Annotated in this window: 10 protein-coding genes; 8 read left to right on the top strand and 2 right to left on the bottom strand. The window is 40.5% G+C overall.

Features of this window, described 5'->3' with window-relative positions; all coding sequences use genetic code 11:
- Nucleotides 1-12: 12 nt before the first annotated feature.
- Both rpoC and H9564_RS01755 read left to right on the top strand, forming a co-directional pair.
- Nucleotides 13-3648: a DNA-directed RNA polymerase subunit beta' gene (gene rpoC, locus H9564_RS01760; protein WP_191683836.1), complete on the top strand. Its 3636-nt coding sequence runs from the start codon at nt 13-15 to the stop codon at nt 3646-3648.
- A gap of 128 nt (nt 3649-3776) precedes the next feature.
- On the top strand, nt 3777-4991 hold the full coding sequence (locus tag H9564_RS01755; protein ID WP_191683881.1) for a DUF998 domain-containing protein: 1215 nt from the start codon (nt 3777-3779) through the stop codon (nt 4989-4991).
- Here H9564_RS01755 and H9564_RS09330 read toward each other — a convergent pair.
- Nucleotides 4947-5642, bottom strand: coding sequence for a prepilin peptidase (locus H9564_RS09330; RefSeq protein ID WP_225209507.1), 696 nt, complete (start codon nt 5640-5642; stop codon nt 4947-4949). The genes H9564_RS01755 and H9564_RS09330 overlap by 45 nt on opposite strands.
- A 257-nt stretch (nt 5643-5899) precedes the next feature.
- Between H9564_RS09330 and rpsL the strand changes: the two genes are divergently transcribed.
- From rpsL to H9564_RS01725, 5 genes are all read left to right on the top strand, one after another.
- Nucleotides 5900-6319: a 30S ribosomal protein S12 gene (rpsL, locus tag H9564_RS01745; RefSeq protein ID WP_040530789.1), complete on the top strand. Its 420-nt coding sequence runs from the start codon at nt 5900-5902 to the stop codon at nt 6317-6319.
- A 21-nt stretch (nt 6320-6340) separates the two neighbouring features.
- Nucleotides 6341-6811, top strand: coding sequence for a 30S ribosomal protein S7 (gene rpsG / locus H9564_RS01740; protein WP_003716646.1), 471 nt, complete (start codon nt 6341-6343; stop codon nt 6809-6811).
- A gap of 136 nt (nt 6812-6947) precedes the next feature.
- On the top strand, nt 6948-9032 hold the full coding sequence (gene fusA / locus H9564_RS01735) for an elongation factor G (protein ID WP_191683834.1): 2085 nt from the start codon (nt 6948-6950) through the stop codon (nt 9030-9032).
- Between the two features lie 156 nt (nt 9033-9188).
- Complete coding sequence (guaD, locus tag H9564_RS01730) at nt 9189-10529, top strand: guanine deaminase (protein WP_191683833.1); 1341 nt, start codon at nt 9189-9191, stop codon at nt 10527-10529.
- 12 nt (nt 10530-10541) lie between these two features.
- On the top strand, nt 10542-11867 hold the full coding sequence (locus H9564_RS01725; protein WP_191683832.1) for a uracil-xanthine permease family protein: 1326 nt from the start codon (nt 10542-10544) through the stop codon (nt 11865-11867).
- A 192-nt stretch (nt 11868-12059) separates the two neighbouring features.
- Here the strand turns inward: H9564_RS01725 and H9564_RS01720 are convergent, their stop codons facing one another.
- Complete coding sequence (locus tag H9564_RS01720) at nt 12060-14948, bottom strand: YfhO family protein (protein WP_191683831.1); 2889 nt, start codon at nt 14946-14948, stop codon at nt 12060-12062.
- Between the two features lie 344 nt (nt 14949-15292).
- On the opposite strand from H9564_RS01720, the gene rpsJ reads away from it, so the two are divergent.
- The gene (gene rpsJ, locus H9564_RS01715) at nt 15293-15601 is read left to right on the top strand and encodes a 30S ribosomal protein S10 (protein ID WP_003716651.1); all 309 of its coding nucleotides are present in this window, start codon (nt 15293-15295) and stop codon (nt 15599-15601) included.
- The last annotated feature ends 42 nt before the right edge of the window (nt 15602-15643 follow it).

Raw genomic sequence — 15643 nt, 5'->3', positions numbered from 1 at the left:
AGGAAAAATCCTTTGATTGATGTCAATAAATTTGAAAGTATGCAGATCGGCCTGGCATCACCAGATAAGATCCGTAGTTGGTCTTATGGGGAAGTTAAGAAGCCCGAAACAATCAACTACCGGACTTTAAAGCCAGAAAAGCAAGGTCTGTTTGACGAACGAATCTTTGGCCCAACTAAGGACTATGAATGTGCTTGTGGTAAGTACAAGCGGATTCGCTACAAGGGTCGTGTCTGTGACCGTTGTGGTGTTGAAGTTACTAGTTCAAAGGTTCGTCGTGAACGGATGGGTCACATCGAATTGGCTGCTCCAGTTTCACATATTTGGTACTTCAAGGGGATTCCAAGTCGGATGGGTCTTGTCTTAGACATGAGTCCACGTTCACTTGAAGAAGTTATTTACTTTGCTTCATATGTTGTTTTGGATCCAGGTGATACTCCACTTGAAAAGAAACAACTTCTCTCTGAAGCTGAATACCGTGATAAGAAAGCTGAATTTGGTGATCGCTTTACTGCTGAAATGGGTGCCGCTGCTATTAAGAAGTTATTAGCTGACGTTGACCTTGAAAAGGAAGCAGCAGAACTGAAGGAAGAATTGAAGGAAGCTACTGGTCAAAAGCGGACCCGTGCTATTCGTCGATTGGATATTTTGGAAGCCTTCATTAAGTCTGGTAACAAGCCTGAATGGATGGTTCTTGATGTTATTCCAGTTATGCCACCTGACTTACGTCCAATGGTTCAACTTGAAGGTGGCCGGTTCGCTACTTCTGACTTAAACGATTTATACCGGCGTGTTATTAACCGGAACAACCGTTTAAAGCGGCTTTTGAAGTTGCAAGCTCCTGGAATCATTGTTCAAAATGAAAAGCGGATGCTTCAAGAAGCCGTTGATGCTTTGATTGATAACGGTCGTCGGGGTCGTCCAGTTTCTGGTCCTGGTAACCGTCCATTGAAGTCACTTTCTCACCTTCTTAAGGGTAAGCAAGGACGTTTCCGTCAAAACTTACTTGGTAAGCGGGTTGACTACTCTGGTCGTTCAGTTATTGATGTTGGTCCATCATTACGGATGAACCAAATGGGACTTCCAGTTCCAATGGCTCTTGAATTATTCAAGCCATTCATTATGCATGAATTAGTTAAGCGCGGTTTATCTGCTAACGTTAAAGCAGCTAAGCGGAAGATCGATCGTCGGGATGATGATGTCTTTGATGTTCTTGAAGATGTTATTAAGGAACACCCAGTTCTCCTTAACCGGGCACCTACTTTGCACCGGTTAGGTATCCAGGCTTTCGAACCAATTCTGGTTTCTGGGAAGTCAATGCGTCTTCACCCATTGGTATGTACTGCTTACAATGCCGATTTTGATGGGGACCAGATGGCTATCCACGTGCCACTCTCAGATGAAGCACAAGCCGAAGCACGTTTACTTATGCTTGCCGCTTCCCACATTTTGAGTCCTCGTGATGGTGAACCAATTGTTTCTCCATCTCAGGATATGGTTATCGGTAACTACTACATGACCACTGAAGATAAGGGTCGTGAAGGTGAAGGAATGATCTTCAAGGATACTGATGAAGCTGAAATGGCATACCGGAATAACTATGTTTCATTGCAAACACGTGTTGGTGTGCAAGTTTCTGCATTCCCTGATAAGCCATTCACTGAAGAACAACGTGGCAAGATCATGGTAACTAGTGTTGGTAAGTTATTGTTCAACCGGATCCTCCCTAAGGACTTTAACTACATTAACGAACCAACCGCAGATAATATCACTAAGGGTGTTGATGATCGCTTCTTCCTCGATCCTGGTGAAAATATCAATGATTACCTTGAAAATGCACCACTTGTTCCACCATTCAAGAAGGGCTTCTTGTCTGACTTGATTGCTGAAGTTTACAAGAAGTACAAGGTTACCAAGACTTCTCTTTTCCTTGACCGGATTAAGGATCTTGGTTACTATGAATCAACTATTTCTGGTTTGACAACTGCAATGTCAGATATCCATGATTTACCTGAAAAGCCGGAAATCATTAAGAAGGCTCGTAAGCAAGTTGATTTGGTTACTAAGCAATTCCGTCGTGGTTTGATTACTGATGATGAACGTTATGATCGGGTTATTGGTATTTGGAACGATGCTAAGGATGAAGTTCAAAACAAGCTGATTGAACACATGGACATCCATAACCCAATCAACATGATGTCTGACTCAGGTGCTCGTGGTAACATTTCTAACTTTACTCAGCTTGCCGGAATGCGTGGATTGATGGCTTCACCAAACGGTAAGATTATGGAATTGCCAGTTCTTTCTAACTTCTATGAAGGTTTGTCAGTTCTGGAAATGTTCATTTCCTCTCACGGTGCTCGTAAGGGTATGACTGATACTGCCTTGAAGACTGCTAACTCAGGTTACTTAACTCGGCGGTTGGTTGATGTTGCTCAAGACGTCGTTGTTCGTGAAAAGGACTGTGGAACTGATCGTGGTCTTGAAGTTACTGCAATTACAAACGGTAACGAAATGATTGAACCACTTTACGATCGGATTATGGGTCGTTACACGATGAAGTCAGTCTTTGATCCAAAGACTGGTGAAAAGATCGTTGGTAAGAACGTTCTGATTGATGAAGAAATGGCACAAAAGATTGTTGATGCTGGTGTGAAGAAGGTTACTATTCGTTCCGCATTTACTTGTAACACTGAACACGGTGTTTGTGAACGGTGCTACGGCCGGAACGCCGCTACTGGTGACCGTGTTGAAGCCGGTGAAGCAGTTGGTACTGTTGCAGCTCAATCAATTGGTGAACCAGGTACTCAATTGACCTTACGGAACTTCCACACTGGTGGTGTTGCCGGTAACGACGATATTACCCAAGGTCTTCCACGTATCCAAGAAATTGTTGAAGCACGTAATCCTAAGGGTCGTGCAACAATTACTGAAGTTACTGGTGAAGTTGAATCAATCGAAGAAAATCCTGCAGAACGGACTAAGGATGTTACTGTTAAGGGTGAAACTGATACCCGGACATACACCTTACCAATTACTGCTCGGATGCGGGTAGCTGAAGGGGACTTCATTCACCGTGGTACTGCCCTTAACGAAGGTTCAATTGATCCTAAGGAATTGATTCGTGTTCGTGATGTTCTTTCTACAGAAACATACCTCCTTGCTGAAGTTCAAAAAGTTTACCGTATGCAGGGTATTGATCTGTTAGATAAGCACGTTGAAATTATGATTCGTCAAATGATGCGGAAAGTACGTGTCATGGATCCAGGTGACACTGATATGTTACCAGGACAATTGATGGATATTGGTCAATTCCGTGACGCTAACTACAAGACATTGATAGCTGGTAACATTCCTGCTACAGCTCGTCCAGTTATCTTAGGTATTACCAAGGCTGCCCTTGAAACTAACAGTTTCTTATCAGCTGCTTCATTCCAGGAAACTACTCGTGTTCTGACTGATGCTGCTATTCGTGGTAAGAACGATCCATTAGTTGGTTTGAAGGAAAATGTTATTATCGGTAAGATTATTCCTGCCGGTACTGGTATGAGTACATACCGGAACATTAAGCCGAAGGAAGTTAATGTTGCTGCTTACTCCATTAAGGACTTAGAAGCCAAGATGAAGGAAGAAGACAAGCAAAACTAATTAACTAGTATTTGAAAAGGACCGTGACTTGATTGTCATGGTCCTTTTTGCTATTTTAAATATTGGATAATTAACGTCAGGGGAACTGTAGTTTAAGTTACTATGGTTCTCCATTACTTTTGGGAGAAATAATGTCAAGATATACTATTGAAATTCCAGCGTCAGCAATGAAAAAGACGGGTTTTAAATCAAATGAACAACTAGAATTAAATGTTAACCATAATGAAATTACTATTAGGCCTTCGAAGGTAACTGATCAATTACCACGAATTAAATTATATTGGTATATCTTACCAGCTATCTTATTAACAGTTGCATTTTTTATTTTTTGTCGTAATCACCATATGAGGACAGTGCCAATTACTGGGGATTATTCGATTGCTAATGGTTCGATGTTACTAAGTTTGGTAAGTGGGTTGTTTGTCTTTGTGGTTAGTTTTATTGTTACTAAGCTACGAAATAATGGACCAACGAGGAATGTTTATTGGCGAAGCTTACCGACAATTACAATTGCTTGTGGGTTGATTATTGCGTTCTCATTTTCAGCTTTCTTTTGGTTGTTAGGGAAACTTTTTATGGATGCGCGCTTTGATATCTATACTTCAACTACTTTTGTTTTTGTAATTATTGCGCTAATTAATTATTTGATGATTAACCTTGCCTTAACCCTTACTTCAGGAATCATCACTAATTTACTAACGATCATGATTATCGGTGGGATGCTGTTTTCCATGCTTACAAATTCTACCCGAGACTGGTGGAAACACAATTTTAGCTTTTTAGGGACATCACAGAATCCAGCAAATTTGCAATTTAATGTAACCTTGATTTTTTCGGGATTATTAATGATTGCACTGGTTGATTACCTTTTTGTTAATTTGCAACGGAAGTATCCGGGAGTTAAGACGCAATTATTGCGCTGGTTATTGTATGGTGAGGCTGCTTGTATTGCAGCAATTGGGTTATTCCCCAATGATCCTAAGTTTCATATCCTTCATGACCGGATTTCAATGTGGTTAGTTTATATTATGTTAATTTTAATCGTTGCAATTAGGTGGATCTTGCCAGAAGTGACTAAGCAATTTTTGACGATTTCCTATGTAATTGGTGTGGTGATGGGGGCAGAATATATTATCTTTGAGCTAGCAAATTACCTATCATTAACAGCGTTTGAACTAATTGAATTTGCCCTTTCATTTTCATGGTTACTATTGTTACTTCAAAATATTGAAAACCTTGCTCAGTATGGCGAACAATTATTCCTTGTTAAAATAAAAAACGATTCGACAGATGAAACCTTAGTAGGGACAGAAAAGCAACCTCAGGATAAAGCCCAAAGCTAATCCAGGGACGAGGGGCAGCTTTCTGTCCTTTTTAATTATCGCAGGGATAAGAGTAAGTAAGCAGCCAATTAAAACAATCTGGGCGGTTGCTTCCCAGTGACAAATAATGTTGGTTGCAAGGATAAATTCAATATCACCAGTGCCAAGGCCTTTAGTAATCGTTTGAAGTGTAAATAGGAAGCCAGAAATAATTAAGAGTTCAATTGTGATATTTATAATCGAAAAATGTTGTTGAGGGAGAATAAGGATGAGTGGAAACAAACCAATTATGGCGACCGGATAGATTACTTGGGCAATAAAGTCGGTGGTTGAAAGGTATAAGAGTGTAAGTAAAACACAGGTGAGAACAAGATTGTGGTACCAGGAGTAAGTGAAGGCTTTGAGGGTGACTAAGACGATTATTAGTTCTGATAGCGGAAAAAATAGCGAAATTCGCTTATTACACCAGTGGCAGTGTCCTAGTTGAAGGACGAAACCGAAGATGGGGATCAGTTGCCACCAACGTAATGTGTGATGGCAATGATCACAAAAAGAACGTTTAGGTGACCACGGCAACTGATTATTGAGCTGCCGTTGAGCGCAAAGGGTGGTAAAGGACGCGAGAGTAACAAGAATACAACAATTAATAAGTATAAAAAGCAACGTGATCATCTCCCAAAGTTATGCTATAGATACATAACGTAAAAATCACGAAATGTTACTTAGAAAATTTATTGAGACTTCGTTGACATTACTGGTAGTCCGTGATAGTCTATTAAAGGTGCTTTTTATAGCAACGTCGGTGTCTGTCGTTGGGCAGACTTTGCGTCAACGAAGGCACATAATTTAATATCATCCAAGAACTTTTTTTATTCGCAAAAAAGAACCACCTGGATGTGTGGACTTAAAAATTAGGAAGGGGAAAAATTATGCCAACCATTAACCAATTGGTACGTAAGGGCCGTAAGAGCCACAAGGGCAAGTCAAAGTCACCAGCTCTTGGTTACGTTTACAACACTTTTAAGAAGGAAGAAGTTAAGACACCATCACCACAAAAGCGTGGAGTTGCTACCCGTGTCGGTACTATGACACCTAAGAAGCCTAACTCAGCTTTGCGGAAGTACGCCCGTGTACGTCTTTCAAACTTGATTGAAGTTACTGCTTACATCCCTGGTATTGGTCACAACCTCCAAGAACACTCAGTTGTTTTAATTCGTGGTGGTCGTGTTAAGGATTTGCCTGGGGTTCGTTACCACATCGTTCGTGGTACTCTTGATACTGCCGGTGTTGAAGGACGGATGCAATCACGTTCTAAGTACGGTACCAAGAAGCCTAAGGACAAGAAGTAAAATATTAGGAGGGATTAAGTAATGCCACGTAAAGGACATGTACAAAAGCGTGAAATTTTACCAGATCCAATGTACAACTCAAAGTTGGTTACCAGCTTGATTGACCACTTGATGATCGATGGTAAGCGCGGAACTGCTACTAAGATTTTGTATGCAGCTTTTGATGAAATTAAGAATGAAACAGGTAACAACCCTGTAGAAGTTTTCGAACAAGCTATGGAAAATGTTATGCCTGTTCTTGAAGTTAAGGCTCGCCGTGTTGGTGGTTCAAACTACCAAGTTCCAATCGAAGTTCGTCCAGAACGTCGGACCACTTTAGGTCTTCGTTGGATTGTTCAATACGCACGGTTGCGTGGTGAACACACAATGGTTGAACGTCTTGCACGCGAAATTATTGATGCTTCAAACAACACTGGTGCTTCAGTTAAGAAGCGTGAAGATACTCACCGTATGGCTGAAGCCAACCGTGCTTTCGCACACTACCGTTGGTAATCACTGCGAATTGAAACCGGTTGTCTAACCAGTTACAATATAGGGGTGACGTAGATTATTGAATAACCGTCATCCCTTTTTCTAAATAAAGTTCGATTTAAAATAACCATATTCTGGAAGGAGATACACTTTTAAGATGGCTAACAAACGTGAATACCCTCTTGACAAGACTCGTAACATCGGTATCATGGCCCATATCGATGCCGGTAAGACGACTGCCACTGAACGGATTCTTTACTACACTGGTAAGATTCACAAGATTGGTGAAACCCACGATGGTGCTTCACAAATGGACTGGATGGATGAAGAAAAGGAACGTGGTATCACTATCACTTCCGCAGCTACTACTGCCGTTTGGAAGGATTACCGGATTAACATTATCGATACCCCAGGACACGTGGACTTCACTGTCGAAGTTGAACGTGCACTTCGGGTTCTTGATGGTGCCGTAACTGTTCTTGATGCCCAAGCTGGGGTTGAACCACAAACTGAAACTGTTTGGCGTCAAGCTGATGACTTCAATGTTCCACGGATCGTGTTCGCTAACAAGATGGACAAGGTTGGTGCCAACTTTGATTACTCAGTTCAAACTATCAAGGATCGTTTGAACGTTACTCCATTGCCAATCCAAATGCCAATTGGTGCCGAAGATACTTTCTCTGGTGTTGTTGACTTAGTTAAGATGGTTGCTTATGTTTACGATGAAGATAAGCTTGGTACTAGCTGGGACACTGTTGACATTCCTGATGATATGAAGGAAGAAGCTCAAAAGCGTCACGATGCTTTGATCGAAACCTTAGCTGACATTGATGACAACATCATGGAAAAGTACCTTGAAGGTGACGAAATTTCTGTTGATGAAATTAAGGCTGCTATTCGTAAGGGTACTTTGGAACAAAAGCTCTTCCCTGTATTGGCTGGTTCAGCTTACAAGGATAAGGGTATCCAAATGATGCTTGATGCTGTTATCGACTACTTACCATCACCACTTGATGTTAAGCCATTCGTTGCTCACGATGCTGATGGTAATGAAGTTGAATTGACTGCCGGTGATGACAAGCCATTCGCTGCTTTGGCATTTAAGATTGCTACTGACCCATTCGTTGGTCGTTTGACATTCTTACGTGTTTACACTGGTTCACTTCAATCAGGTTCATACGTTCTTAACGCTACTAAGGATAAGCGTGAACGTATTGGTCGTTTGCTTCAAATGCACTCTAACCAACAACACGAAATTCCAGAAGTATTCTCTGGTGATATTGCCGCTGCTATTGGTTTGAAGAACACTGGTACTGGTGATTCCTTGACTGATCCAGATCACCCACTTCAACTTGAATCAATGGACTTCCCTGACCCAGTTATCCAAGTTTCCGTTGAACCTAAGTCAAAGGCTGACCAAGATAAGATGGACAAGGGTCTCCAAAAGTTGGCTGAAGAAGATCCAACCTTCAAGGCTGAAACTAACCCTGAAACTGGTGAAACTTTGATTGCCGGTATGGGTGAACTTCACTTGGACATCATTGTTGAACGTCTTCGTCGTGAATTCCACGCTGAAGTTACTGTTGGTAAGCCACAAGTTTCCTACCGTGAAGCATTTACTAAGAAGGTATCTGCACAAGGTAAGTTCGTTCGTCAATCTGGTGGTAAGGGTCAATACGGTGATGTATGGATCGAATTTACACCACTTGAAGAAGGTAAAGGATTTGAATTCGAAGACGCTATCGTTGGTGGTGTTGTTCCTCGTGAATTTATCCCTGCCGTTGAACAAGGTTTGAAGGAAGCTATGCAAAACGGTGTATTAGCAGGTTACCCACTTGTTGATATGCACGCTAAGCTTTACGATGGTAGTTACCACGAAGTCGACTCTAGTGAGGCCGCCTTCAAGGTTGCTGCATCACTTGCCTTGAAGAATGCTGCTAAGAAGGCAGATCCAGTTATCCTTGAACCAATCATGAAGGTTGATATCGTTGTTCCTGAAGACAACATGGGTGATGTTATGGGTCAAGTTACTGCTCGTCGTGGTACCATTGATGGTATGGAAGAACGTGGTAATGCTCAACAAATCCACTCATTTGTTCCACTTTCAGAAATGTTCGGTTACGCTACTGCCCTTCGTTCTGCTACTCAGGGTCGTGGTACCTTCACTATGACTTTCGATCACTACTCAGCTGTTCCTAAGTCTGTTCAAGAAAAGATTATTAAGGAAAGCGGCAACAACTAAGAGTAGTTGCTAATTAAGCCTTAAATTGAGCTTAAAGACGAATTAGTCTTTAAGCTCTTTTCTTTTTTATTAGTTAAAAGCGAATAATTAGTTCTTTACAAATAAAATAGTTCGTGTTAATCTAGGAATACAAATTTAGTGAAAGGGAACTATTTAATGGAGAACCTAGTTATTTGTGGGACTTACTATACTTCTAAAGATGTTAATGAGGTAGAAGTTCATAAAGATAATTTAATCTGTATTGATCATAGTGGGACCATAAGCCGAACATTATCCCCAGATGATAAGAAATATTTAGCTTTATTGAATGAAGCAAGGGAAAAAGACCGGCTGATTAAATTACAGGCGAATCAATATTTATTACCTGGATTTATTGACCTTCATGTTCATGCTCCCCAATGGCCTCAAGCTGGGTTAGCACTTGACCTTCCGTTATCTGACTGGTTAAATCACTATACGTTCCCGTTGGAGGCTCGGTTTACTGATAAAGGTTATGCGCGTCGCGTTTACCATGATTTTATCCATGAATTGCTTAGCCAAGGAACTACAACAGCATTGATGTTTGGCACTATCCATAACGATGCAAATCTTGAATTAGCACGGCAAGCAGTCAATTATGGACTACGGGCGTTTGTTGGCCAGGTGGTTATGGATAATCCCGACCAAACGCCAACGTATTATCGTAACCAAACTTCAGCAGCTGCGCTTAGGGATACAGAGAAGTTTATTCAGGAGATTCTTGAGTTAAGAAAGAACACGAGTGCAACCGTTATGCCAGTTATTACACCACGCTTTGTTCCTAGCTGTACTGATAAGGCATTGCTTGGTTTAGGCCAACTAGCGCACCAATATGACTTACCTATTCAATCGCATTTAAGTGAGAGCAATTGGGAACATGAATATGCAATTAAGCGATTTGGGATGCATGATACTGCAGTTATGGATCGGTTTCACCTTTTAACGGATAAGTCGGTCATGGCACACGGAACTCAACTAACGGCTGCTGATTTAACGACGGTCCGTCAACGAGGAACAACGATTGCCCATTGTCCGCTTTCTAATATTTATTTTGGTAATGGTGTATTACCCACCAAAAAGCTCTTAAGACTTGGAAACCGGGTTGGACTAGGGAGCGATATATCTGGGGGATATTCACCAAGCCTTTACCATAATATTCGGCAGGCGGTTAAATCATCTCAAATGCTTACGGATGGAGTTGATAGTTCCCAGCCAGTTGAACAACGTGGGGTAACAGGCTCAAGGATAACAATGGCTAATGCTTTTTACCTTGCTACTGTTGGCGGAGCAAAAGCACTTCATCTCAAAACGGGCCAGATAGTTCCTGGCTTTCAGGCAGATTTTCAAATTGTTAATGGTCATCAAAGGTTGATGGAGCTATCAAGTGCTGATATTTTTCAACGTTTAATGTATCAGACTGAGCAACAGGATATTCAAAGTGTTTATGTTGCAGGAAAGAGAGTATACGGAAAAGATTAGGAGGATATTTTAATGGATGAAAAGGCACAATTACTGATTGGACCAGATGAAAAGGTTCCTACTGGTGAAGCAATTCTACTTGGATTACAACACGTTTTGGCAATGGACGTTTATGTGCCACCAATTATTTTGGCTGGACTGTTAACGATGGGAGCCGCTGATTCTACTGGACTACTTCAAGCAACGTTCCTGGCTTGTGGGATTGGTACAATTTTACAAACTGCGTACTTTATGAAAATGCCCGTATCTCAGGGACCATCATTTGTTCCTTTAACTGCAGCTGCCGGAGTGGTTCTTGCGAGTGGCGGTCTTCATGGTGGCGGAATGGCGACGCTAATGGGAGCCTTACTTGTTGGGGCAATTCTTTTAATTCTTTTGGGCTTAAGTGGCTTTTTCCAAAAAATTATTAACCGTTTAGTTCCAGCGGTTGTTGGTGGAACAATTATTACCTGTGTTGGGTTATCATTGATTCCTTCAGCTTTGAATGACAACATTTTTGAAGCTAAGGGTGATGTTTACCAGAATATGGAATTGGCAGGAATTACAGCCGCAATTTTGATCGTGTGTGTTGCGATTAGTATTCGTTTTCCTAAAGTTCAAAAGTTATTTAAGACCGGTTCAATTGTTATTGCTTTGTTAGCGGGAACTGTAATTAGTGCTTCGATGGGACGATTTGACGCTTCATCAGTTGCAGCCGCTCCTTGGTTTAGCCTTCCTCAACGAACAATCTTCCATTGGGGGATCCACTTTGATATGACTGCAATTTTTACGTTTATCATTATTTATGCCATTTTAACTACTGAAACGACAGGAACTTGGTTTGCGATGGGGGCCGTAACAAATCATGAAATCACCGATAAGCAATGGAATCGGGGAATTATTGGTGAAGGCCTTAGCTGCTTAATTGCTACGATTACGGGCTCAACACCGGTTACTGGATATTCCACAAATGCGGGAATTATTTCAATTACCGGAGTGGCAAGTAAAATTGTCTTTGTTGCCGCTGGTGTTTGGTTTGTAATTCTAGGCTTCTGTACAAAGCTTTCTGCCTTTCTAGCTGCTATTCCAGCGCCAGTAATTGGTGGTGTCTTTGCAATTATTACAGTAACAATTATGCTAAATGGGCTAAATGTTATTCGAAACTTACAGGTTCGGGAAAGTGATCTTTACATCATTGGACTACCGATTGTCATTACAATTGCCTTGGTATTAATTCCACAAAAGATTGTTCATGGTGCGCCACAAATGATTCAGTACCTTTTAGGCTCACCAGTTGCGATGGCAGCAATCACAGCAATTGTTCTTAATCTTTTGATGCCAAAGCGAGCTAAAATTTAGTAAATAAAAGGGAGTGAGACAGAACTAGCTTGCTAGTTCGTTTTTCGACGCGAAGCTAGCCTCTGGTAACCCCCGCAAGCACAAAGAGGGCTCTAGTGTTCGGATTTTCCGAACGCTAGAGCCTCTTTGTGTACTGCGCTGTAGTATTTTTTAACTGTGTAGATAACTTATGTCACAGCCCCTTAATATTCTCTACATTTTTTTATTGAAGATTAGTGACAGGATAGCGACTAGAACAGTCCAGATTAAACCAATGATACTAATAATAATTCCCGTACGGAAACCAGGTAATTGGTAGTTAAAGGTTACCCGGTGAGTTCCCGCAGGAAGGGGAATTCCTAAGAAAGCTTGGTTTGTCCTGACTGTTTTGACAGTTTTTCCATTTACGGAAGCACTCCAACCACTTGAGTATGGAATTGAGGATGTCAATATTCCTTTCTTGTTAGTGGTGATTGTTCCCTGGACTTTATTCGGGCTAAATTTAAGGTTGCGTAAACGATGCTGTTGAATGGTTGCTACTTGTTTATGATAATGATTATCAAGCTTTTCAGCGACTACTTGGTACTTTAACCGGTAAGTACCGAGTTTTGTTGGTTGAAATGATAGTTTATCAGGGAGACCGCCATTGTAGTAACCAATATTTAACGTTGTGTTTTTAACCTGCTTAAAGAAGGATAAGGTACTCTGCTTTGGCTGATTAATAGTTGCAGTTCCAAAGCGACTACCAACGTTAATCTTAAAACTGATATCAGGTGAACCATTAAGAATATGGTAGCGCCAGTACCGGTACTGGTTGTACTTATAGTTAACCATACTTCCTGGATTAGTGGCCATTTGTTGTAAATGTTGTTGTTCGTACTTAATCTGTTCTTTCATTGAGAATGGGGTGAACTTAATTTGACTGAATTCAATATGAAGTTCAGAGCTCCGAAGTTTCCGCCGGAGAGTTGAATTGGCTAACTGGGGAAGTTCAATATGATACTTCTCTTCACTATCTGTATACTTCAAGTGCTCGGGGTTAACTTTGTTTAAGCGATTTGAGATCAGGTTACTCTTTAATTTATAAACGTGATTATTGAGATTTGCTTGTTTTATTCCCTTAGTAACCTTTTCTTGGTTAACAACAACCCCACTTGCGAGTGCCCGTTCTTTCTCAGTCGGGGATAATTTTTGGTAACGCTTTTGACTAATATAGCTATCCTGCCAATAAATTAGTGGGAAGGTATTGTTAGTTTTGTAGCGATTTGTTTGGGTGGGGATGAAGTCCTTTTTATCCTGAATATCACTAGGTTGACCAGAATCATAGTTAATAATTGGTTCGGATGATTGATCTAAGAAGTATCCTTCAGGAATCTTTGTAGCATTTTCACCGTCACTTTGGACAAAGAGGTATTTAACACCTAAGAAGTTATTTAAGACAGTTCGATCGTCAACCTGGCGAAGGGGAACGTTAGCCTGATACTGGTTATTTTGTAAGCTTGTACTAAAGTTCCCTAAGTATTGGTTTTGTAATGAATAATATGAATCAATATTATGAAGTCCAGAAGTGAGATCGTTATCGATGGTTGGAACGTCAATAATTTGATTTTCACTAATTGTTGAAACCCGGTAAGAGGGTGTTCGTTCCAGTCCTTGATCAAGTCCTCCATACCGCATTGCTATCATTTGTTGGTATTGACCACGGCTAAGCATTTTAGTACTGAAATCACCATTGTAAGGGAAGGATGCATAAATTGCATTGAATCCAGCATTTAAGACAATAATACTCAAAAGCCATAGTTGGGGATGAGGAAGACGGTGAAAACTAATTAGCCAGAGAAGAAGTAAGGAAGTTAGCAGGAAGAGGAGTGGGATAACAATATCATTTTCGTTTTCAAAAAGGAATGTAAGAAGAAGGATGGCTACATAAATTCCTGTTGCAAAGGAAATGATCTTTAATGAATGGTGAGAAAGTGAATGAGCATTTTCTACCAATAAACAGATTGCCATTGATAAGGGGAGGTAAATAAGAAGTGTCCAACGATTTGAAGCAGCCATCATTCCGTTAAAGGTAGCTCCAACAGCAGGGATGAGGAGCATAATGAGGGCAAGTCTTAAACTGATCGTTATTAATGGGTACTTTTTAGCATAGATATAAACGTACACCAGAGCGATGAAGCCAATTGAAGCAATCCCTAAAGCACTCCAGAACATAAATGACCATTGATCACCATTAATTAGTTGTTTAGGTAAGAAAAGATAATAGTAAAGTGGATAAACTTTTAGGCCATTTGCAAATTGTGCACCAAGTCGTGTGGAATGACTAACGGCAATTAGTTCTGGGATCCACATAATTGCTGATAAGAGCAGACTAGTAATAGTAGCAAAGGCAAGCTTAATAAGTACTTGAAGATAATTAAGGCTTTTGCGGTATTTAGTAATAACTCGCAGAATAAGATAAATTAGTGAGCCAATACCGAGAATAAACGCTAAATAGTAATTACTAATTAGCATCCAGGTAAAGGCACCAGCTAATGGCCATGCTGAGCCGCCCTGCAAAATTCGTTCAATTTGAACAATTATTAAAGGAAAAAGAATAAAGGGTGTTGTGAAGAACGGCTGAGCAACACATGCATATAACAGAAATGAATTTACCAAGTAGGCAGTGGCTCCTGCAAGGATAGTCGTATTCCTAAACTTAAAATGTTGAGCGAAATAGACAAAAGACAGGCCGACACAGTACATTCGAACAATGCTAATAAATTGATAGGCGCGAGTTATTTTATGCGCCGGAAAAAGTAATGCTAAGTACGAAAAAATATCTCCTATATTATAGTAGGAAAAAACTTGAAAAGTATCGGAACCTAACCCAAATTGCCAAGACCAGAAATTTAGTCTTCCTGGATGGTGGAAGAAGTTAATGACTGCTTCACGATACTTGGCTAATAGTGGTAGGTGCTGATTTAAAGCATCCTTACTCCAAATAAAACTATGACCAGTTATTAAATATGTACCGAAAATACATAGCGCAAGAAAGAGAAAAAGGACTGTGTATTCAAGGTACAGCTTTTTTACTGATCTTTTCTTAAACGAAAACTCCATAACTAACTCCTTAAAATGATTGTACAATGATCATATTTTAGCATTTGTTAGGACAAACACGGCAAAAACAAAGAAATTATTGCAAGAAAATTTCGGGCCTGCAATCAATTTGTAAAGAAAAAATTGAAATTAATTTCTTAAAAAGGTTGATATAACAATCATTCTTTAGTATTATGGATAGGTGCTTGAGTTCAAGGGGAATAATTTCATATACCCCCAAACGAAATTAAGCTGCGAAGCGATGATGCGGAAGGTTGCGACACACCCGGCCGCTTTGCCACAGGATGTGGCGGTAATTTCCGCGGAGCTAGTCAAATTTTAAATCTGACGAAGGAGGGAATATAATGGCAAAACAAAAGATTCGTATTCGGTTAAAGGCTTATGAACACCGTATTCTTGATCAATCAGCAGACAAGATTGTTGAAACTGCAAAGCGTACAGGTGCTCAAATTTCAGGTCCTATCCCGTTGCCAACTGAACGGACTATCTACACTGTTCTCCGTTCACCACACAAGTTCAAGAAGTCTCGGGAACAATTTGAAATGCGCACTCACAAGCGTTTGATTGATATTGTTGATCCAACACCAAAGACTGTTGATTCACTTATGAAGCTTGATCTTCCAAGTGGTGTTGATATCGAAATTAAATTGTAATTATTATTCTGAATTAAATTAAATTTTATTAGGAGGTGTACT

This window comes from Limosilactobacillus avistercoris (assembly GCF_014836425.1).
In the GTDB taxonomy this organism is placed as follows: Bacteria; Bacillota; Bacilli; order Lactobacillales; family Lactobacillaceae; genus Limosilactobacillus; species Limosilactobacillus agrestimuris.
Note: the sequence above shows the minus strand (reverse complement) of the source record. Positions and strands in the feature narration are given on the sequence as shown.